20 protein-coding genes are annotated in these 22,412 nt (G+C 34.3%); 10 read left to right on the plus strand and 10 right to left on the minus strand.

What is annotated here, in order from left to right; translation table 11 throughout:
- Positions 1 to 25: 25 nt before the first annotated feature.
- The gene (locus ACN5L8_RS14520; RefSeq protein ID WP_419173363.1) at positions 26 to 2,017 is read right to left on the minus strand and encodes a hypothetical protein; all 1,992 of its coding nucleotides are present in this window, start codon (positions 2,015 to 2,017) and stop codon (positions 26 to 28) included.
- Between the two features lie 95 nt (positions 2,018 to 2,112).
- A complete protein-coding gene (locus ACN5L8_RS14525) occupies positions 2,113 to 3,141 on the minus strand; it encodes a hypothetical protein (protein ID WP_114705963.1) in 1,029 nt (342 codons plus the stop codon).
- Positions 3,142 to 3,299: 158 nt separating this feature from the next.
- On the opposite strand from ACN5L8_RS14525, the gene ACN5L8_RS14530 reads away from it, so the two are divergent.
- The 8 genes from ACN5L8_RS14530 to hutI are packed head-to-tail and all read left to right on the plus strand — an operon-like array spanning position 3,300 to position 11,015.
- Positions 3,300 to 4,178 carry a hypothetical protein gene (locus ACN5L8_RS14530; protein WP_412473923.1) on the plus strand — a complete coding sequence of 293 codons (879 nt, stop codon included), beginning with the start codon at positions 3,300 to 3,302 and terminating at the stop codon, positions 4,176 to 4,178.
- A gap of 15 nt (positions 4,179 to 4,193) precedes the next feature.
- Positions 4,194 to 4,892: a hypothetical protein gene (locus tag ACN5L8_RS14535; RefSeq protein WP_419169019.1), complete on the plus strand. Its 699-nt coding sequence runs from the start codon at positions 4,194 to 4,196 to the stop codon at positions 4,890 to 4,892.
- Positions 4,889 to 5,995 carry an LptF/LptG family permease gene (locus tag ACN5L8_RS14540; protein ID WP_114705966.1) on the plus strand — a complete coding sequence of 369 codons (1,107 nt, stop codon included), beginning with the start codon at positions 4,889 to 4,891 and terminating at the stop codon, positions 5,993 to 5,995. The genes ACN5L8_RS14535 and ACN5L8_RS14540 overlap by 4 nt, the downstream gene beginning before the upstream one ends.
- 46 nt (positions 5,996 to 6,041) lie before the next feature.
- A complete protein-coding gene (gene def, locus ACN5L8_RS14545) occupies positions 6,042 to 6,632 on the plus strand; it encodes a peptide deformylase (RefSeq protein WP_114705967.1) in 591 nt (196 codons plus the stop codon).
- Positions 6,632 to 7,576, plus strand: coding sequence for a methionyl-tRNA formyltransferase (fmt, locus tag ACN5L8_RS14550; protein WP_419169018.1), 945 nt, complete (start codon positions 6,632 to 6,634; stop codon positions 7,574 to 7,576). Before def ends, fmt begins: the two co-directional genes overlap by 1 nt.
- Before the next feature lie 10 nt (positions 7,577 to 7,586).
- Complete coding sequence (gene rpe / locus ACN5L8_RS14555; protein WP_419173364.1) at positions 7,587 to 8,240, plus strand: ribulose-phosphate 3-epimerase; 654 nt, start codon at positions 7,587 to 7,589, stop codon at positions 8,238 to 8,240.
- Positions 8,241 to 8,250: 10 nt separating this feature from the next.
- On the plus strand, positions 8,251 to 9,789 hold the full coding sequence (hutH, locus tag ACN5L8_RS14560; protein ID WP_419173365.1) for a histidine ammonia-lyase: 1,539 nt from the start codon (positions 8,251 to 8,253) through the stop codon (positions 9,787 to 9,789).
- On the plus strand, positions 9,789 to 11,015 hold the full coding sequence (gene hutI, locus ACN5L8_RS14565) for an imidazolonepropionase (protein WP_419169015.1): 1,227 nt from the start codon (positions 9,789 to 9,791) through the stop codon (positions 11,013 to 11,015). The genes hutH and hutI overlap by 1 nt, the downstream gene beginning before the upstream one ends.
- On the opposite strand, the gene ACN5L8_RS14570 is transcribed toward hutI, so the two are convergent.
- Positions 11,008 to 11,571, minus strand: coding sequence for a TlpA family protein disulfide reductase (locus ACN5L8_RS14570; protein WP_114705972.1), 564 nt, complete (start codon positions 11,569 to 11,571; stop codon positions 11,008 to 11,010). The genes hutI and ACN5L8_RS14570 overlap by 8 nt on opposite strands.
- A 327-nt stretch (positions 11,572 to 11,898) precedes the next feature.
- Here ACN5L8_RS14570 and glpK point away from each other — a divergent pair, with 327 nt between their 5' ends.
- Positions 11,899 to 13,377 (plus strand): glycerol kinase GlpK, encoded by a 1,479-nt coding sequence (gene glpK / locus ACN5L8_RS14575; protein WP_419173366.1) that lies wholly within the window; start codon positions 11,899 to 11,901, stop codon positions 13,375 to 13,377.
- 14 nt (positions 13,378 to 13,391) lie between these two features.
- On the opposite strand, the gene radA is transcribed toward glpK, so the two are convergent.
- From radA to ACN5L8_RS14595, 4 genes are read right to left on the minus strand one after another with little or no spacing between them, the layout of a single operon-like run.
- Complete coding sequence (gene radA / locus ACN5L8_RS14580; protein WP_114705975.1) at positions 13,392 to 14,762, minus strand: DNA repair protein RadA; 1,371 nt, start codon at positions 14,760 to 14,762, stop codon at positions 13,392 to 13,394.
- Positions 14,746 to 16,635 (minus strand): NAD-dependent DNA ligase LigA, encoded by a 1,890-nt coding sequence (ligA, locus tag ACN5L8_RS14585; RefSeq protein ID WP_419173367.1) that lies wholly within the window; start codon positions 16,633 to 16,635, stop codon positions 14,746 to 14,748. Before ligA ends, radA begins: the two co-directional genes overlap by 17 nt.
- A gap of 10 nt (positions 16,636 to 16,645) precedes the next feature.
- A complete protein-coding gene (locus tag ACN5L8_RS14590) occupies positions 16,646 to 18,130 on the minus strand; it encodes an outer membrane protein (RefSeq protein ID WP_419169012.1) in 1,485 nt (494 codons plus the stop codon).
- On the minus strand, positions 18,102 to 18,416 hold the full coding sequence (locus ACN5L8_RS14595) for a hypothetical protein (RefSeq protein ID WP_133296882.1): 315 nt from the start codon (positions 18,414 to 18,416) through the stop codon (positions 18,102 to 18,104). The genes ACN5L8_RS14590 and ACN5L8_RS14595 overlap by 29 nt, the downstream gene beginning before the upstream one ends.
- A gap of 78 nt (positions 18,417 to 18,494) precedes the next feature.
- On the opposite strand from ACN5L8_RS14595, the gene ACN5L8_RS14600 reads away from it, so the two are divergent.
- Positions 18,495 to 19,673 (plus strand): patatin-like phospholipase family protein, encoded by a 1,179-nt coding sequence (locus ACN5L8_RS14600; RefSeq protein WP_419169011.1) that lies wholly within the window; start codon positions 18,495 to 18,497, stop codon positions 19,671 to 19,673.
- Positions 19,674 to 19,725: 52 nt separating this feature from the next.
- Here the strand turns inward: ACN5L8_RS14600 and ACN5L8_RS14605 are convergent, their stop codons facing one another.
- From ACN5L8_RS14605 to atpC, 3 genes are all read right to left on the minus strand, one after another.
- Complete coding sequence (locus tag ACN5L8_RS14605) at positions 19,726 to 20,232, minus strand: hypothetical protein (protein ID WP_334677837.1); 507 nt, start codon at positions 20,230 to 20,232, stop codon at positions 19,726 to 19,728.
- 36 nt (positions 20,233 to 20,268) lie between these two features.
- Entirely contained in the window at positions 20,269 to 21,825 is a 1,557-nt protein-coding gene (locus ACN5L8_RS14610; protein ID WP_419173368.1) for a hypothetical protein, read from the minus strand.
- A 110-nt stretch (positions 21,826 to 21,935) separates the two neighbouring features.
- Positions 21,936 to 22,346, minus strand: coding sequence for an ATP synthase F1 subunit epsilon (atpC, locus tag ACN5L8_RS14615; protein WP_419169009.1), 411 nt, complete (start codon positions 22,344 to 22,346; stop codon positions 21,936 to 21,938).
- Positions 22,347 to 22,412 lie beyond the last annotated feature (66 nt).

A 22,412-nucleotide genomic window follows, 5' to 3' on the forward strand; every position in this document is an offset into this window, starting at 1 on the left:
TTTTATTTCTTAATTTGTGTTTTAATTATTGCCAAGGATTTGACCAATTACCAGAACTTGGCGACCTTGTTTGATTACCCATCAGATTAAAGTTCCCCTGACCATTCCAACCATTAGATGTTTGAAAGTTTGTTTGTCCAAGTCCACCTAAGTCTAAATTAAACCCTGGTATACCATTAGAGTAACTTGAAGTATCTCCAGTCCAAAGATCAAAAGGGCTTCCAGAAGAAGCAGATGCTAATTGTGATTGAAGATTATTAAGCTGAGTTGTACGGTAAATATTATTAAAGCGACCAAGAGTACTTCTCTGTTCAGAGATCGCACTTCCATATCTATTGTTAAAATATGAATTATAATCGCTCATACTATTTTGTTTCCACCCCATATATTGATTATAAATATATGGTACATAAGTACTTTGAACCGTCATACAATCTTGATAATTCCCACCAGAAGTACAGTAACTACTTACTAAATCTTTAGCATATGATTGAATATAATCATCATAAGCGCTTAACTTAGCTTGTTGTTGCTGACGATCCTTCGCTGCTCTTTCTTGTAGACCTTGAATGATCTTTCGACGTCTAGCAAGTGGCGATTTATCTCCAGCTCTTAGTAAAGCCTCATCACCCCAGTCAGCAAGTGTCCCTCTTTCAAGTCGACTAATTGCTTTATCACTATTTGTCTCTGCCTTATCAACAGTTCTCTTATTTGCACCCTCAAGTTTTACATTAGAAAACTCTTGAGCATGAATAATTCCGGTTAAAACTTTACGACCTGAAGTTTGCATATTTTCTTCACGTAGGGCCGCGATAACACGCTTATATTCCGCTCCATTTTCATTTTGACGATTAAACTTTGCAATAAGATCATTTATCTCTTGAATTTTATCCGTAATTTGATCCTTACGTCTTTCATCTTCAGTACTTTCACCAAGCTCATCATATTCAGTCATTAGATGCTCTAATTCACTTTTAAGAGCTGGGATTAATTCTTTTGAAAACTTATTCATATGATTTGCATACTCGCGTAAAAGTTCTTTACGCTTATCTCGGCTAACACCATATTCATCACCGTTTTCAATATCTTCAGCAGAAGGGGCAATATCTCTTTCGATTTCCTCCATTCTTGTAACCATTTCTTCAACTTCATTTTCAATTAAAGAATGCTGAATTCCTGAAAGAAGTCTTGTTAGATCATCATAGTTACCACCAGATGAACTTCTTAATTTCTTTAAGCTATCTGCAATATCCGTTAAATTCTTTCCGTTACACGCAGCAATTGCTTCCTCACGTAGGTCGTATTCTGGTGTCGTATTTGCCATAATTTTTCTTTCTGCTGGCTTTGCAAAGTCCATACAGTTAAAACTCGGCTTAGAAAAAGATGTATGTTGTGCAACAGATGCTAAACCAAATGGCATATCATCACGATAATCTAAATCTTTATTTGTTGAAGCAATAACAAGTTCTGAATTTCTTGATTGATCAATACTTGGGTGATCAATTGTAATACGTGATGGAGATGCAAGGTGTCCTTTATCGATAAGATTTTGAACCTTAAAGAAATTCGGATCGCCACCGGCCAAGTGATTCATACACTTTTCATATTCTTTTTCAATTGAGTCACTTCCAGCAGGATATGCACTTGAATCAACTTGAACGTCAAATTTCAAGTAAATATTATTATCGACAGGATTGGTGATTGCCTCTGCACTAATATCTGAAATACATGCTGATACTCGTGTTGGCATATCAATGATCACTTTACCATTTGCAACAGTAAATTTTGGAGTATTCCCCAAAAGAAGAGTTTTCATAAATCCGTAAGATACAGCATTATCTCTTCGACATTCAACTGTTGTCGATCGGCTAGATGGCCCAACATCAACGCTACCAGTGGTAGAAGTATTACTGCTTCCACTACCAATCGAGCTCGTTCCAGTGAAAACAACTTTTGCACTGCCCGGTACCATTAAAAGTGAACAAACTAATAACTTTAACTGAATTGCTTTTTTCATAAATTATCCTACTTAATTCATCGCTTAAGACATATCGGATAATATAGGAATTACTTTAAAGACAAATTAATTCAAGTCGTAAAATCAATCACTTACTAAAACAATAGATTTACTTTTTCTTGAATTTCTTCCCCTTCAATAGAAACTTGAGCGCTTTCACGTTGATCATTTCGCTCTTTAAATTTGATATACTCTTGTCTTCTCTCGGCAATGGACTTATTCGCTGAGTTTAGTAGATAGTATGTTGGTATTTCTATAAGGTATTTATATGTTGAATTCTTTACTTCTATATATTTTGGAAGTGTATAACGACCATTATAAGTAACATAACTTCTAGGAACAATCGTATAAACATCATCACTCATATGTAGTTCCAAGAAGACTAATTGATGAGTATCATTTTTAAATTCACCCTTAATATTGTCTAAGTTTATTGACCAGACAAATTCACGATTTCGCTTTATCAACTTAAGATTATTTGTTCCACGATATAATGACGAATTCATTATATTCTTAATTTCTGCCTGTTTTTGCTCGCCATCAGCATCAAGCGGGGAAACCGGAGCGGCGGTATTAACATCTTCATACTCCTTAACTTTCTCTTCGTACTCTTTCTTCTTAACAAGAAACTTCTTATACTCTTCAATAAGGGATGCTTTATCTTTATTAATTAGTTCTGAGTTAGATTTATAATTCTCCTCTATTGATTTAAAGATTTTATTAAAACCATAAGAACTATTAAACGTGTAACTTAAAATCAAACTCTGAAGAATATTCTTAGTATTATCATTAGTTAATAAACCCTCTATCCTTGTTGCCTTCTTAATGTCACTTACAGCTCCAACATCATAACTTCCATTCTCATATTCAACAGCAATCATCTTTTTAAAGTCATCTTCATTTTCTGATGAAACTAATAAATATTTAAAGAAGTTTGTATTAACTTGTGCCGTATCATCATTAAAGTCTGAATCAGCGGCCGTTCGCTTTACGATTATATGTGCAACAACAAGTTCCTTATCTAGTTCACGATTTGAAGGATTTCTCATAAGACCTTCTAATGAAGGAATTGAGGCATAAATATGTGTACTAAATAGTAAAAGCGAAAAAATTAAAACTTTCATAAATCTCCTAATTAATACTGATAATAATACCAAAAAATATGAGTCATGTAAGTTGAATTTCAAATAAGAACAAAAGACCGACAATATCAATCAGGCATATAGATGTGACGAATTTTAAAATTACCTTTATAATATTTCTAAGTTAACAAGGGTATTACATGAGCAAATTAGTAAAATTTATATCACTATTATTAATCATTCAATTAAGTGCAAATGCAAAAATATTAGACTACAAAACGACGCGTTTAAAGTCGACAGGTGGAGCTGGTGTTGCCTCACTTCTAATGGATGAAGCAACTGTCTTAAACCCGGCCCCTATTGCATTTTTTAATATGTCTTCAGTTTATGTTGAGAAATCTTCTACAGACAACAAAGATCTTGAAGAAAATAATTTAAAAGGCTCCTCAAATTTAGCGGTAATTGCCTCTGATAGTTCAAAGGCTCTAAAAGGATCTCTTTCATACGTTAAGACTAAGAAGGGTGACGAAAATTACAAACAACTGTCTACTTCATTTGCTTCAACGGTTGGCCCTAAGTCGTCTCTTGGTTTTACATATCAAGATATAAAAAGAGTTGATAACTATCTAGGAAATGTAGAAAAGAATGAATACTCACAAGTTAATATTGGTGTTTTTCATGCAGTCACATCAAGCCTATCACTAGGTATGGTTGCAATGGATCCATTTAAAAGTTCTGAAAATGGAACGAAAGCAATTCTTGGAATGCAGTACCAATATGGAAAATTCATTTCCCTAATGCTAGATGCCGGTGCTGATTACACAACAGAGCTCTCTGAGCGCTCTCTTGTAAGAGGTGCTATCCAATTCAATGTTCTTTCTGACTTTTATATAAGAGCAGGTATGTTTGACGATAAGATTGATATGCAATCAGGTTCTGGATTTGGAATAAGCTGGATTCAACCTAAGTTAACTTTAAACTTTGCCATGTCTAATATCTCTGTTGATGAAGATGCTTTATTAAAACAAATAGCTGAAGAGATCCAAGAAACTTCTTTTTCTCTTTCATATCGCTTCTAACAATCGGTATTAATCATGAGCAATAAAAAGAAAGATGACGGTGAAGTTGAAGAGTTAAATGAAGGCGTCAAGAATGCATATGCCGAAAGATTAAAAACTCTTAAACAAGCACTCGATTTTGTTGCTAAAAATGACCTCCCAAAAAGTGTTGAAAAGTTTAAACACTACCTGGGTATATTGGCCGCATACAATAGAACAGACGAAAAGCATCTAACACCAAAGATGTTTGATCCAGAAAGAGATGTTGCAGAATTGCTACTTGTAAGCCAGGCTTACTGGAACCTTGCAAAATCATATGATAAAAGTCCTCGATTAAGACAAGAATCAGTTAGATGCTTACAACAATTTATTCAGTTTTCTATTGGGTATAAATATCAACATGCTAATGCACAGTTAATAAAAAAATTTTTAAGGTCTGGACAGGCACATAATAAAAAAGCCTTTCAACAGGCTTATGAAAAAATCAATGTTAGATCAAAGAATTGTTACTTAGCAACACATGCTTATCCAGAAAATGAAGACTTATTAAACACACTAAGGGCCTTTAAAGTTAAGCTAGCAAAGTATAGTGCGGGTATTATTTTTATTAATCGTTATTACGATTACTCACCATATATCGTGAATTCTTTTGAACGTAATAGGTCTTTAGATTTTGTATTTAATAAGTTATTTTTAAGGCCAATAATTTATTTAATCTATAAAGTAGTAAAATGAATGTAGTTAGAACCTTAATCACAAGAGAGTGGCTAAAATTCTTTGCCTCTTCAGCACTATCACTGCTGCTGTTAATTTCACTTGGAAACCTTATTACAGGCTTTTTACGTGAAACAGTAACAGCTCAAGAGGTACTACTTGGATATATAATTCAACTACCAAGCTTCTTAATTAAAGTAATTCCAATATCTTGTTTGATTGCGAGTCTTTTTTCTATTAATAAGTTAAAAAGTAGAAACGAGCTTGTGGCCATTTTTGCGGGAGGATACTCTCGTCAAAATTATCTTAAAGATATACTTACAACCTCTATCTATGTTGCATTATTTCAATTTATCTTAAGTGGATATATAAGCCCTTATATAAATTCGAGAAGAGCAAATATACTTGAAAATCCTGATGAGAAGTTTAGAGTTTTTCAAAAGAAGGGCCTTTCATCTTCCACAATTAAATCAGGAAAGATTTGGTATAAATCACCAAAGTATTTTTTCTCATTTGCAAATTTCGATCGTAAGACCAATACACTTAATGATGTAACTATTTATCATTACAATGATAATAAACAGCTTACAAAGATCGATACATTTAAGATGTTAAGTTATGACTCAACAACACAGCGTTGGTGGCCAAATGAAGGGATGAGCTACGATGATCTTGAAACTCCTTCATTTCCTAAAATTGATGCCCATGAATTACCCATCAATCTTGACGAGAGCCTAGAGGAATTCAATAAGATTGAAGCAGATATCTCGACACTAACCTTTTTGCGACTTTATGAATATATCTCACAACTAAATAGCAATGGTATCAATGTTAATGAATATCTCGTAATGTTCTACATGCATATTTCAGAAGGGCTTATTTGTATTATCTTTGCTCTTATTGCGGCCACTAGTATCTTTAATCCAAATAGAAGAAATAGTTCATTTGGTCGCAGTGCTGCATTTATTTTTGTCTTCACAATACTCTACTGGTTAGTACAAACTTACTTTTTAGAACTAGGACGAAACCTAAAAATTAACCCATTTTTAGCAACTTTTACGGTCCCAGCACTATTCATCCTCTTCATTGCCATTATTTTCTATAAAAACAGGCGCTTAACCTGAGTTTCCTCACTGGACTTGTGCGGCGCACACGTGATATAAGTGGGCCATGAATACTACAGAAGAATTTTTAAAAGACTACACCCTAGAAGGTGAAAAACTAGAAATATTTACTTATCCAGCACCAATTCTTAAAAAAGTTGCAGAACCTGTCACAGAATTCAACGACTCTCTTAAGAAATTGGCCAAAGACATGCTCTATACTATGTATCACGCACCAGGTATTGGTCTTGCAGCACCACAAATTGGTGTTTCTGATCGCATCTTTGTAATGGATATCGACTTTGAAAGAAAAGAAGTAACTCGTGCAGATGGTACACGTGATTACGACATCTCAAACTTTAATCCTAGAATTTTCATCAATCCTAAAATTGAAAAGACTGCCGGTGACATCGTTTATGAAGAAGGTTGTCTATCTGTACCTGGAATCTATGAAGAAGTGAAAAGAGCTGAAGCAATTAAAGTTACTTATCAAGACTTAGATGGAAATGAGCAAATTCTTGAAGCAGATGGACTATTATCAGTCTGCATACAACATGAGAATGATCATCTTGATGGAATTGTTTTCTTAGAAAGATTATCAACTCTAAAAAGAAACTTCTTAACAAAAAGATATATGAAGCGAGTAAAGGGTAGATAGTGAAAAAGCTCAAAGCTGTATTTTTTGGAACTCCTGATTTTTCATGTCCAAGCCTTGAACTACTTGCAAATCACCCACAGATTGACCTGCAATTAGTTGTAAGTATGCCAGATAGAAAAGCTGGCCGTGGACAAAAACTGCAATCTCCACCAGTGATCGAATACTGCAAAAACAATAGAATCAACTTCTATCAAACAGAGAATATCAATAAAGATGAAGAGCTACTTGCTAAACTAGAGGAACTCAATGCTGATTTCTTTTTAGTTCTAGCATTTGCACAATTTCTTGGATCAAAAGTTTTAAATATGCCAACGATTGGATGCTTTAATATCCACACTTCTCTATTACCAAAGTATAGAGGTGCTGCACCAATACAATACGCACTTTTAAATGGTGATAATGAAACTGGTGTATCAATTCAAAAAATGGTCAAGAAGATGGATGCCGGAGATATCGTAAAAGAATCAAAACTTCCAATCTCATTTGAAGAAACAGGTGGTCAACTATATACACGTCTTAAGTTTGCTGCCTCACTTACACTAAATGATTTCATTCAAGATATGATTAACGATGACATCTCTTCTTATAAGCAAAATGAAGACGATGTTACTTTTGCACCAACATTGAAAAAAGAAGACGGCCATATCAAGTTTTCTGAAAAAACATATATTGAAATTCATAATCAAGTACGTGCACTAAAACCTTGGCCTGGAACATTTTGCTTTCTAAATGGTAAAAGACTAAAGGTTTTAGAAATTAGTCCCTACACAGGAAACAAATTGAATGCAGGTGAGATTAAAATAAGTGACAATAAAATCTTAGTAGGATCGAAAGATAAAACTATACGTCTAGATATGATTCAACTAGAAGGAAAGAAAGCCTGCCGAGATACTGATGCAGTAAACGGGCTTACTAATAAATACGATACATTTGAAATTTCATAGAGGAGATTAGATGAAGACCATAATATCACCAAGTATTTTAGCCGCTGACTTCACAAATCTAATTTCCGATATCTCTGTAATCGAAGATGTAAACGATCTATGGCTTCACCTTGATGTTATGGATGGCCACTTTGTACCAAACTTAACATTTGGTATTCCAATTATTAAACAATTAAAAAAGAAAACAAAACTACCTCTTGATGTTCACCTAATGGTAACTAATCCAGAATTTCATATGGAAGAGCTAAAGGATGTAGGGATAGAAAATATCACTTATCACTTTGAAATTGAGACTAACCATATGGAGCTCATTTCAAAATATCGTAGTCACTATAATAGCATTGGTCTTTCCATCAAACCAAAGACCAAGGCACAAGATCTAGATTTAGAACTATTAAAGAAACTAGATCTTGTATTAGTAATGTCAGTTGAACCTGGTTTTGGTGGGCAAAGTTTTATGCCAAATGCCTTGGATAAAATTGAATATCTAAATAAGGTGAGAAAAGAGAATAACCTAAGTTTTAAAATACAAGTTGATGGAGGCATCAACGAAGAGACTGGTACAAAATGTCGTAACAAAGGTGCCGACAATTTGGTTGCAGGCTCATATATTTTCGGAAAAGGAAAAGATCAATATAAAACACAAATAGAGACTTTAAGATAGGAATATAAAGATGAAAGAAATTATTATCGATGGACACAGTCTAAGTGTCGATGACATCTATGAAGTATCATACGCAAAAAAGAACACTGTAAAAGTAAAGCTAAGTGATATTGCACGAGACAATATGCTTAAGTCTAAAGCTTACGTTCAAAATATTGTTGATAAAGGTGAGCCAGTATATGGGATCAATACAGGTTTTGGTGCCTTATCCGATAAACACATCAAAAAAGAAGATCTATCACAACTTCAAGTTAACCTTATTCGTTCACACTGTACTGGAGTGGGTAAACCATTTACGAAAGAAATCACGAAAGCAATTATGCTACTTAGAGCAAATTGTCTCGCTTCTGGATTTTCAGGTGTAACGATTGAAGCCGTTGAGTTATTAATTGAGTTTATAAACAATGATATTATCCCTGTTGTTCCTGAAAAGGGATCAGTTGGAGCCTCAGGTGACCTTGCTCCCCTTTCACATATTGCACTTGCTTTAATTGGTGAAGGAGAAGTTGTTTACGGCGGTAAAGAGGTTCGCTCAGATTTTGCCATTAGAGATATCGGAAGAGAACCAGTCGTCCTTGGACCAAAAGATGGACTTGCCCTAATTAACGGAACAGCTGTTATGGCCGCACTAGGTGCACTGGCAATTAAGAAAACAGAAAATCTGATTAAAGTTGCCGATATTTGTGCAGCAACTACTTTAGATGGTGTACGTGGAACACTAAGAGCGTATGATCCAAAAATTCATGGACTAAAACCTCACCCAGGACAAATTGCATCTGCAATTAACGTAAATAATATTATAGCTGGAAGCCAAATTCTTGACTCTCACGTAGACTGTGGAAAGGTTCAAGATCCATATTCTCTTCGTTGTGTTCCTCAAGTCCACGGAGCCTCAAGACAAACACTTGCCCATGCAAAAGAAGTAATTGGAATTGAATTAAATGCTGTTACTGATAATCCTCTAATATTTCTTAGTGAAGATGAAGTTATCTCTGGTGGAAATTTCCACGGTGAAGCTATTGCTATGGCAATGGACTACCTTGCTATTGGTGTTGCTGAGTTATGTAATATTAGTGAGAGACGTGTCGAAAAAATGATGAATCCAACATTCTCAGATCTACCAGCATTTCTTACACCTGAATCAGGTCTTAATAGCGGTCTCATGATTGCACACGTTACTGCTGCTGCTCTAACTTCTGAAAATAAATACCTATGTCACCCTGCTAGTGTGGACTCAGTACCAACATCAACAGATAAAGAAGATCATGTTTCAATGGGTGTAACATCAGGACGAAAACTTCATGAAGTAATTGAAAATGCAACAAAGTGTCTTGCCATTGAACTATTATGTAATTCGCAAGCGATCGAATTCCATAGGCCACTAAGATCATCAGATGCAATTGAAGAGTTAATTACTCATATCAGAAAGTCTGTTGATAAAATTGAAGAAGATCGCGTATTTTACAAAGATATTAACTATATTGAAGCCCTAGTCGATAATGGCGAATTATTAAGAGCTGTAGAAAAACACGTCGGGAAATTAAAATAATGTATATCTACAAGAATATTAATGAACTATTAACACTTAAAGAAGCATTTAAAAAAGATGGCCGCAATCTTCTGCCTGAAGATTCTTCAATCATCAAAGATGCCGCTATTGTTTTTAACGACAATGAAATCCTTTGGGTCGGAGACAGTTCAAATATTCCTGTAGAATATCAAGATAAAGCAAAGTCTACTAAAGACTTAAGTGGTTATGTCATTACACCTGAACTTGTAGACTCACATACTCACCTAATCTTTGGTGGTAACAGAGCTGATGAATACCAAATGAGATTAAATGGTGCTGATTACCAGGCCATTGCTGAAGCTGGTGGTGGAATTGTTGCAACTTCAGTTGGAACAAATGAAACAAGTGATGAAGAACTTTTAAATCTATGTCGTGAAAGAGTAAACAGAATTGCATCGTACGGTATTGGAACGATTGAAGTTAAATCAGGCTACTCTCTTTCTTATGAAGGAGAAAAGCGAATGACAAAACTAATAGCTAAACTTAAAGAAGAATTTGCTCCAGATATTCAAATCATCAATACCTTCATGCCAGCACATGCACTTCCAAAGAGCTACGATAATACTGAAAAGTATATGGATGAAATCGTCATTCCACTACTCGAAGAAATTGGTAATGATGGAATTATTGATTGTGTTGATATATTTCATGAGAAAGGCTACTTCAATGCTGATGATGTTAAAAAATTAGCTCAAACTGCGAAGAAGTTTAACATTCCAATGAAAACTCATGCTGATGAATTCAATGATAACAAAGGTGCAATACTCGCGTGTGAACTCGAAGCACTCAGTACAGACCATCTTCTATGTACTACTGAAGATGGAATTAAAAAGTTAGCAGAATCAAAAACTGTAGCAACGGTATTACCAGGTACAGGAATTTTCTTAGGTAAACCTAAAGCAGATGCCAAGGCACTAGCTGATGGTGGGTGTAAACTTTCTATTGCCTCAGATTACAATCCTGGTTCATGTCATTGTGACAATTTACTATTGTTAGCATCAATTGCTGCTCCTTTATATGGAATTAATATGACTCAAATGTGGAGTGGTATTACATTAAATGCAGCAGCTGCAGTTGGTAAATATGATCAAGGTGCAGTAGTAGAAAAGTTAAAACCAAGGTTTAGCGTCTTTAAGACAAAGACAATTTCTGAAATTACATATAATTGGGGAAGAAACTTGGCCGTTAATAGAAATTCTATTTAAGCCATTCCTGAATTTTTTCTTTGAATTCTTCAGAGTTAAAGTCTTTTGATCCATTAGCGACTTCCATCACTCTTCCGTCTTTGAATACAATAGAGACTGGGATTGCTGAAACCATGAATGCATCAGTTAACTTTCCGTTCTTATCTTTAACGATATCAAAGTTAACATTAAACTTTTTACTAACTTCATTGATTTTCTTATCTTGCTTTGGCCCTTCATCAGAGTTAATTGCAATGATTTTAAGATCTTTATTTTCAATTCCAGATCTTAATGAAACTAGACTAGGGAATTCTTCAAGACAAGGTGTACACCAACTTGCCCAAAAGTTTAAAATCACAACACCTTTTGAAAGATCTTCTTTTTTAAACTCTTTACCTTTAATTGATTTTAAATCTGGCCTAACGAGCATTGACTCATAATGTTGAATCTTTTTTGTATCAACGCCTGCAATTTTAGCAGTAGTAAAACTCTCATCAGTAACAAATAATGAGCCCAATACTAGAAAACAAGCGATTGCGATTAGTTTAAATGGAAATTTTTTTCTTTCTGTACTCAATTTCCGACCCCAGTTAAAATACAATTATACACAAAGTAAGAAATAATTGCATCATGCAAAAAAGGCAACTTAAAATGAAAGAAATTGGCAAAAATAAGAGTCGCAAACATTTTTTAGATGATTCCGGCCAAACTTTCATCGAGTTCATATTCCTACTTGTTATACTTGTCGGATTATCTGTAACAATCTTAAAGGGTTCCAACTCATTCTTAGCTGGCCAGTGGGAAATTGCAATAAACAGCATTGTGCGCAATTACCCAGGGCATGATCCTGGGTTAAGATTATCTCAATAATATTTAAATTAATTCTCTCTATACTGGAGTAAATATGTATATTTTATCATTAGATCAGGGAACAACTGGTACGACTGCAACTGTTATTAATGCTGAGACTTTTGAATTCATTGACAAAGAAAATCAAGAATTTAAACAGTATTTTCCAAATACTGGGTGGGTAGAGCATGATCTCGATGAAATATGGAAGAGTGTACGTCTAACTGTCGAAACAGTATTAAAGAGAAATAATATCGATACTAGTAAGATTAAATCTATCGGTATTACAAACCAGAGAGAGACGACATGTGCATTTAATCGCAAAGGAGAACCTCTTGCTAAGGCCATCGTTTGGCAAGACCGTCGAACGGCACAATATTGTGAATCGATTAAAGCAGATGAAGAGTTATTCAAAAAGAAATCTGGACTACCGCTAGACCCTTATTTTTCTGGAACAAAAATGCACTGGCTTCTTGAGAATAACCAATACGTAAAAGAGGCCCATAAGAATAACGACCTAAGATTTGGAACGATTGATACATTCTTACTTTATCGTTTAACTGGACAAACATCTTTTAAAACTGATGTTTCAAATGCATCAAGAACACTTCTAATGGAACTTGATAATTGTTCATGGGATGATGAACTATGTGAGAAACTAGGGGTAGATAAGAATCTATTACCTGAAATATGTGAATCGATCTGTGACTTTGGAATAACTAAAGGATTAAGCTTTCTGCCTGATGGAATACGTATAAACGGAATTTTGGGAGATCAACAAGCGGCCTTGTTTGGTCAAGCATGTTTTAAACAAGGAACTGGTAAATGTACTTATGGTACAGGCGCATTCATGTTAGTTAATACTGGAGAAGAAAAGAAATATTCAGATCATGGATTACTCACTACTGTTGCTTATAAGTATCAAGGTAAGACATACTATGCTTTAGAAGGATCTTGTTATATTGCTGGTGCCTGCGTGCAATGGTTAAGAGATAATTTACAGATTATTGATAATGCCGCTCAAACAGAAGATAAGGCCTTAAATGTAAAAAATATTGATCAAATTAAAGACCTTTTACTTCTACCTTTTTTTACAGGGATTGGTTCACCGTATTGGAGACCAAACGCAAAAGCTGCTCTAATTGGAATGACAAGAGCAACAAATACTGATGATATATGTCGTGTGGCACTTGAAGGAATTGCTTTAAGTATTAATGATCTAATTAAGGCAATGAAAAGTGATATGGGTAGAGATCTTGAAGAATTTAAAGTAGATGGTGGAGCTGTTGCAAATAACCTCCTTATGCAAATTCAAGCCGATATTTCTCAAATTAATGTAACACGACCACAAATAATTGAAACGACATCTTATGGTGCTGCACTAGCAGCTGCAATTGGAGCAGGTCTTATGACCATAGAAGATGTCAGTAAACAATGGAAGAAAGAGTCTTTATTTGAAACTAAAAATGATCATCGACAATATTACGACTATAAGAAGAATCTTTGGTCTAAATATATAGAAATCAATTTCTAAATTAGCGGTTAGGGTTAATCCCCTAACACGCTAAAGATATCTGTAATTTTTCTAACTGGTATAATTTTTAATTTAGATTTCTTAGAAAACTCTCGTGCAATCTTTGGTGATGCAACTAGAGTCTTATAATTTAAGGATTCCATTTCTTTAATACGCATCTCCATATGAGGAACTGTTCGAACTTCACCAGTTAGGCCCACCTCGCCTAAAAAGATCGTATCTTTTGGAATAGGTTTAGATTTATATGAACTTAGAAGAGCTGCGATAATACTTAGATCGGACTCACGTGTTGTAAGTTTCATACTACCAACAACATTAACGTAAATATCATTCATTCCCATAGGAATTGAAGCATATTTTTCGATAATGGCCACCATCATAGCTACACGATTATTATCTAATCCCTGAGTTGTACGTCTTCCATTTCCGAATTTATTTTCTGCTACTAAAGCTTGTACTTCTACAAAGAGCGGTCTTGTCCCTTCTTTTATACACGTTAAGCTCTTCCCGAAACTCCCTTCAAGATCATCTTCTAAAAAGAATTGTGAAGGATTCTTTACTTCATTAAGGCCATCTTCTTTCATTTCAAAAATACCAACTTCATTAGTATTTCCAAAACGATTCTTGATTGCACGAAGCATACGATAATGGCCAAATTGATCACCTTCAAAATAGATAACTGTATCAACCATATGTTCTAAAATCTTAGGCCCAGCGATAGCACCATCTTTTGTTATGTGACCAACAACAAAACAAGTAATACCAGTAGCCTTCACATGATTCATCAGCTCATAAGTTACTTCACGAATTTGTGAAACTGTACCTGGAGGCGAAGACAACTCACTAGATGTCGTTGTTTGAATTGAATCTAGAACCATAAAACGTGGTTTTATCTTTTTAATTTGATTTAAAATATTCTGCCAATTTGTTTCATTATATATATAGAAGGAATCGTTCTTTAGGCCCATTCGTTTGGCCCTACCGGCAACCTGCCCCTCACTTTCTTCACCACTTACATATAAGAAGCTTTCGTTTTCTTGTCTTCCTGATAGTTTTGATAACATTTCAGTTAATAGTGTTGATTTACCAATACCTGGCTCACCACCAATTAAGATAAGTGATCCTGGAACAAGTCCTCCACCGACAACACGATCAAATTCATCGATGCCAGTTGAGACGCGATTATATGTTTCAACTTCAATTTCTTTTAATTTCTTAGGTTGAGTCTCACCAACGGCCTTTACTTTAATACTTTCTTGTACTGGCGAGAAAGTTTGCTCTGTGAAACTATTCCATTCACCACAATCTGTACAACGCCCCATCCATTTAGCTGTTTGGAAGCCACAGTTTGAACATTCAAAAACTTTCTTACTCTTTTTGGCCATTAATCATTCCCATTACTTCGTCTTCAGTCTTAATAGTAATTCCCAACTCTAATGCCTTCTTATACTTAGAAGACTTAGCTTCAGTTTCATTTGTAAGTAGAATATCTGTATTCTTACTTACAGAACTAACAGGAGTTCCACCAGCTGCTTTTATATCTTTTTCAATCTCACTTCTTTTTCGAGATAAAGAACCAGTAATACATATTTTTATTCCAGCCAAGCTAGATCCAGTATCATTTTCGATTACTTCAAATGTGAAACCTATTTTTTGTAAGTTTTTTATAAGATCTTTTTTTTCTTGTAATGAATTAACAAAAGTCGTTGCTGACTTCTCAGCAAATCCTTCTAGGCCTTGTAGTTGCTCCGCTGTCATCGCTAGCAACTTCTCGATTGAGTCAAATCCACCTTCAACAACTTTTTCACATTTATTATAGGCTCCACCAGTAATACCTAGTGCAGAAAGAAAAGTGATAAGATCAGCCTTCTTAGACTTTTCAATACTAGTTAAAAGTTTCGTGGCCAATTTTTCTTTAACTTTATCTAGTTCAATTAATTTATCAATATTCAAATTATAGAGATCTTCAATCTTTGTTACTAGTTTACGACGAATCATTTCCTCGAGACGCTTAGAACTTAAATCATCAATACCTATCTTTTGAATGAAGTTTAAGATAACTTCTTTGACTTGTGCCGGACATGCAGGATTATCACAAATGATTCGTATATCAACTTGTTTAACTGGAGCATCACAGCTAGGACAATGTGTTGGTACAGAGAAATCATTCTCTGACTCTTTAATTGTTTGCAGAAATTTAGGTATAACTTCACCACTGCGGATAATTTCAATCTTATCACCTGCTTTTAAATTGTGTTGTTTTACCATTCCAAAGTTATGAAGTGTAACACGTGAAACGACAGCACCACTGATACTAACAGGCTCAACTTCTCCAACAGGAGTTAAAATACCATTTCTAGAGACCTGCCAAGTAATCGACTTAAGTATCGTTTGAACTGTTTCACCGGGAAACTTAAATGCCATTTTATAACGAGGATGATGAGCAGTCTCACCGAGTTCATGATGTAGCTTTATATCATTATAAACAAATACCAACCCATCAATTAAATAATCACCATTGGCCATAAAATCTTTTGCATCCTCTATCGATGCTTCAAAATCTTTTTTTGATTTCATGATCTCATATTCGAGAATATCAAATCCTTGCTCTTGTAAATGATGGTATTTCTGTTCTTCCTTATCAAAATCAATTCCTAAAACATCAAATGCTTTAAAATTAATAAAAGAACATAAGTTTATATTTTCCTTACGGCCAACAAGTCCTGCCACAATATTTCTTTGAGAAGTAGGTTTTTCTAGGCCTTGTGAAATCATAGCTTCAGATAATTTAAAAAATGACTCTTCGTCGCAATACATTTCACCACGAATTTCTATTCTCTCTTTATCTTGAATGGAACTAGGGACACCTTTCATCCATTGTACTTTTTGAGTGATATTTTCACCAAACGTACCATCTCCCCTAGTCTTACCTATAACAAGTTTTCCATTTTCATATATGAGTGAACAAGAAACACCATCAACTTTGTAAATTCCTAATACTTCGTAGTCCTTGGCCCAATTGATTAACTCATCGATCTTATATGTTTTTCCAAGAGAGAGCATTTTCTTATCATGCTTTACCTTTTCAAGTGACGATATAGTAGAACCTACTAAATTTAGGACCGGATTATCAGGGTCAATTTCCCTAAGCTCATCTTCTATTTTATCGTAAGCAATATCACTTATTTCAGGTTCACCGCGATAATATAAAGCTTTATGATACTTTATTTGATCTTCTAACAACTTAATCTTATTCATTATTTACCTGTTAAAATTTAAATTTTACACCGGCTTTAAGTGATGTACTTTTGATATCAACCTTTCTTTGATCACTAGCAAACTCGGCTTTGTTTCCTAAGTAGGCAATCCCACCAAATAATGTGACTGCAGGGCCATACTTATATTCTCCACCAGCTTCAAGATAGATATTACTTGTATCGCTTGCATTTCCAAAAACCGTAACGTCTTCTTCATAACTAGGAGAGAACATAAAATCGAATTGAAAATAAATTCTTAAATCTTTAACAATTGGCATTGAACCTTTGGCACCAATGAGAAGACCACTGAAGTTAACTCCGGTAAAGCCATTACTAATTTGTGTATCATAGCCATGTGAGTATGAACCATAACCAAGATATATATCAATTTGTGGACCGAAGAAGAATCCCATTGGTAAATACTTATAACCAGCAAGAAGTCTGAATGTTGAAGAATCCATTGAATTATCTTCAGGACTAAGAGTACCTGAATCTTTAGAATAACTTCCAAATCCTTTTTCTAGATCAATCCCAACCCAGTAGTTTCTAGTAGCATAGATTTCACCCTCAATTGCAATTTTAAAATCAAATCCACTAATGGCCTTTGTTCCGCCTGAAGCAGACGAATTATTATTTGATCCAGTACCGAGTAGTAGAGAGGCTCCAAAATTACCAAGTAATCCAAAGCTATAAGCTTCCTCATCCTCAGTTGGTGTATACTGCATCTCTCTTTTTTCAGATGATTTAGTATTCTTATTAATGATCACCCAATCATCAACTTGTACTAGACTTTTGTCTTCGTATCTTAAAACTTTAACTTGTGAGAGACTCTCACCTACATGAATAATTCGTCCAGTACCAATTGTTTTCGTATCCCAGTCAACAACTTCTTTTAAAAGAGGATGACGACGACGTCTCATAGGACGTACTATTTTTACTTCATAATCAACATAGATCCCTGCATCTTGGCCTAAATCAATTGAGAATTGCTGCCCAAGTACACCAAGAACTCTAGCATCATAAGGAATTTGCTTTTCATATTGGTCTAGCCAATTATTTACAGTTTGAGCAATAACATCAGGGTCATCCTGATTTAAATCTAATTCTTCTCGAAATAAGATATCTCGTCCATTTGCACCTATAATTTTTAAGTGAACTGTTACACCTTGAGGAAGTGATTCAATTTTAACTTTAATAATTGAGCCTGCATTTGTTTTATCAGAAACCAAACGTAAAACTTTTGGATTTTCTAATGCCTTATCTAGATCCTGCTTATAGTTTGATAGGATATTAATAATTTCAGAATTATATTGGTAATAACACCAACGAGAAGACTTTAGGTAGCGCTCAATTTTTGAGAAAACTTCATACCCGATAGCTCCTCCAACAGTATCCCTTACAGGTAAGATCATACAACGACGAGCACTTGGTGCAGCAAAAGTATCAATTGAGATTAGAATAATAAAACTAGTTAAAAGTAACTTGATTATTTTCATTCAGACGGCCTTCATAAAGATCAACAAGCATCTTATACTCATTAATCTCTTGTTTGGTTTTGATTAATTCTTTTTTTAATTCTTCGTGTTCTTCTTGTAATCGTTTTAAATATACGATTGCATTTGATTCATTAAATGAATCATTATATTCCCACTCGTTAATTTGAATCAGGTATTTACCGTTTTCAAACTTCCAAATTAATTTTTCTTTTTTTATATAGCGACGAATTGTTGATATTGAGATTCCCTTCAACAATGAATAGTCATTTATGTCCATCCAAATCATTCCTTAATTTTAACTAACTTGACGTGCTTTGCCAAAATTTATCAATGCATAAATGCCTATATCGAGTATAATTAATTTATGAATCGAATTGACATGGAAAACTTACGTTCAAAAAAGACAGCACTCGTACTTTCAGGTGGAGTTGTTAAAGCTGCTGCATGGCACCTAGGTGTTAGCTGGGCACTTCATGACCTAGGTTTTACATTTAAGCACAATCATTCGGACGTAAATCCTGATTTTGAAATCTCAACATATGTTGGTTCAAGTGCTGGGGCACTAATAAGCCTCTATCTAGCATCAGGCCATTCTCCAATGGACATTATTGAAGCATTCCTACACAAGAACAAACATGGCCTAAAACCAATTACATATCGAGATATGCTCTCAATTAAAAGGCCAAAATTAAAGCCTCACCATCCAAATCTCTATGATCCATTAGATGGATTCCCAGGAATGTTAAAAAAAGTCTTAAGCCCAATAATCTCCATATCGGGATTATTTTCAACTCAGGGACTCCATGACTATATTGTAGAAAATATTATTAAATCTAATAATTTTGATGATTATGACGCCGATCTATTTATCATAGCCACTCAACTAGATCACTCTAGAAAGGTTATTTTCTCGAGGTATAACTACCCAAACCCAAGTCATGATCCAACTGCACACTACTATACTGATATTCCAATTGCTGAAGCTGCTACTGCTTCAATGAGTGTGCCACCATTTTATACACCTTATCCAATTCATAATAATACAACAAATAAGACTGACTTCTATATAGATGGTGAAATTAGAGAAACATTATCAACACATGTAGCTGTGGATAATAAGTGTGATTATATTATTTCAAGTTGGACACATACGCCTTATCACTATCAAGATGAAATTGGTTCACTTGCAAATTACGGACTACCAGCAATTTGTACACAAGCAATATACCTAATGATTCAAAAGAAGATTATCGACTCTCGTGCTCGAAGAATTGCAGCACAGGATATTATTGATACTGTTAACCAGTATATGATTAATGAAAAATTCAGTAATGATCAAAGACGTCACATCACTTCTATTATTGAAAGAAAGCTTAATTACGATCCAAATGTTAAATTAATCGATATTTATCCAACTCATGAGGATTTCAATCTCTTTTTTGCTGATGTATTTAGTTTGAATCCTAAGAAGATGACAAAAATGCTTGAGGCCGGCTACAAACGAACAATGGATATATTTAATAATAAAGAATTTGAAGCATAAAAAAAGCCCACTTAAAAGTGGGCCTTCTTATATCTATAATTTAAAATAAAAATTAAAGATCAAGTGGTACTGATACACCAACTAAAATCTCATCTGCATCTTCATCTACAGTTGCACCATTTGATTCATCATAATTAAGTGATCGATATTCAAAATTGATTGAAACGAATGGTAACATAGTAAGTCCAACACCTAGTCCAAATCCTGAACCTTCACTCTCAACACCATTAGCTTCCGCTTTTGCATTGAAATAGTAAGAAGCATATGCTCTTGCTAGAATTGGTAGGTCAACAGCAACAAAAGCTCCAAGTTTTGAGTGATCAACATCTACATCCGTTCCAGCAATGTCATGAGTATATTCACCAAAATTATAATCTAATCCAAAACTTACAAGCATTGGAAGCGAATAACCTAGGCGACCACCAAGGTTTAAACCATTAGTATCAGCACCATCATAATCACCAACTAAATTGTAAGCTAAATAAGGCTCAACATAGATACCTGCATTTGCTTGAAATCCCGCAACCATAATCATCATTGCAATTAATAATCTTTTCATAAAATCTCCTCATTTTATCTAGTAGTTTCTCTCAAACTAGATGTGTTCAATAATATATAAACCTTCAGTACAAAAGCTTTGCATATAGTTAATATTTCCATTTCCTGAATCAATTTTCGTATTAAGAATTCCGTAATCATGAGAGATCACAAAGACCTTCTCTGTTAGCCCTGTGATTTCAGCACTCACTGTTCCATCTTTATCCATATAGTAGAAATCATAAGATCCTGATGGCCTAAGCGAAGACATATAGGCTTCAAAGTTCACAAGAGGTCGATCTAAATTTATTTGGATTACACATGCTCCATTATCGGCATAGTTTTGGAATAATTCTTTTAAATAATCGATATATTCAAGTGATGGTATGACAATCTTCTTAATATCATCAAAACCAACAAAAACAGGTGTCTCTTTTCCAACTTCTAAATAGTGTTTAAATCCTGCTTCACGAATTGGTGCGATTAATTTGTAACGATTAAGGCCAACTTTCGTTGGTTTAATATCTCGGTTAAAGTAGTTAATACTTTTAGCATCAAGATTCATTTGTTGTAGTGTTTTAGCAGCAAGATTTTCTTCAAAAACAGAGAAGTTAACGGCCTTTGAACTCAGTAAATATGGTGCTTCATAAGTCATTTCATCTTGAACAAGATGGATGATCTTTTGAGCAACCTTTCCTTTAAAGTCCATGTATTTAATTAAGTGATTACCTAGTTCAACATCTAAGTATAGCTCATAGACAAACGATCCACCTGGCTCGATTTGCTTAAAATTCTTATTTAAAAATATTTTCTTTTTAAATTTACCCGTAAATGTTGATGTATCAATCTTACTTCCAAGATCAACTAAAATATGTGCACCCGTTTCCTCTTTTATCTTATTCTTTTCAAGAATTTTATCGAGGTAATCTGCACTGATTACAGGAATATCAAATGTCGTATCACTTCGAGCACTTAATTCAAAATTTGTACGAATAATTCCACGAGCAGCTACAGATGCTCTAAATGTAGAAAACTTATCATCTGGAGCAATTGGTACTTTGATAATTGAAGAACCTGCATCAGTTAGTAATTCATTTAAATTATAACTAGGCACTAAGTCATAATCGCTTAAATTATTCTTTGATGGGCCTTTATGATTGAACTCTCTAAGCTTAATATTAAACGTAGAAGCCGCTTTCGTGCGTTTCGCAGCTGATTGTATAAAACTTGAGAAATCAATTATAGGCTTATAGTTTTTAGGCTTTCCGACTGCTCTTCTTGCCTTATTCTTCAATGCTACAGTCGGTCTTAGGACCGGTTTAGCTTTATTCACTTTTTTCTTTTCATCATCACCGTATGTAAAGAAGACCATCTCTTCTTTCTTGGCTTTATCTTTTGCATTCTCAATTGCCTTTGGATTTCCATGCTTGTTAATTTTTTTAACGCCAGATGATCTCAAGTTAATTGTGTCAGAATAAATATCAGAAAAGTTGAATGAATTTAATTCCTTCGTTTCAAAATTCTTAGGTTTGAGACGAATTATATCGCTTCCAGTAAGTGCTGAAGAACTTACTTGAAAAATTAAGAATAATAGTGAAATTAGAAGCTTTATCATTAGCTCTATTTTCGCATTATTACTTATTTTAAAGCTTAAGAGGCAAATATTGCCGATACAAAAAAGGCCCCGAATTACGGGGCCCTTTTATATTTCAAATAGTATTAAATCTATTTAGAAATTTGCTTAACTAGTTGTAATCTAAGCTGCGCTCTTTCAACCTTACGACGGTATTTAACTAATTCTTCGTCAGTTAAAGTATCTTTCAGTTTTTCACGAGCATAAATTAGTGCATTAGTAGCTCTTTCTTCGTCAATCTGATTATCTTCTTCAGAAGTCGATGAAAGGATAGTAATTTCGTCGTTTAAAACTTTTACTATACCATTAGTTACAGTGAAAAATCTCTCTTGATCATCACCGTGAACTGCAACGCTACCTGTAGCTAGTTTTTCAACAATATGAGTGTGACCTGCTAGAACTTCAATTTCACCCTTTAGAGTTGGGATAAATACTGATTCTGCCGGTACATTCTTCGCTACAACTGAGCTAGGCGTTAATATATTTACAACAAAGTTACTCATCATTTAATCCTTATTATAAAGCATTATATATTTTGCTCCTACTTCGAACCGCTCGGGCCTAAACCC

The sequence above is a fragment of the Halobacteriovorax sp. genome, assembly GCF_048381875.1.
Classification (GTDB): Bacteria; Bdellovibrionota; Bacteriovoracia; order Bacteriovoracales; family Bacteriovoracaceae; genus Halobacteriovorax_A; species Halobacteriovorax_A vibrionivorans.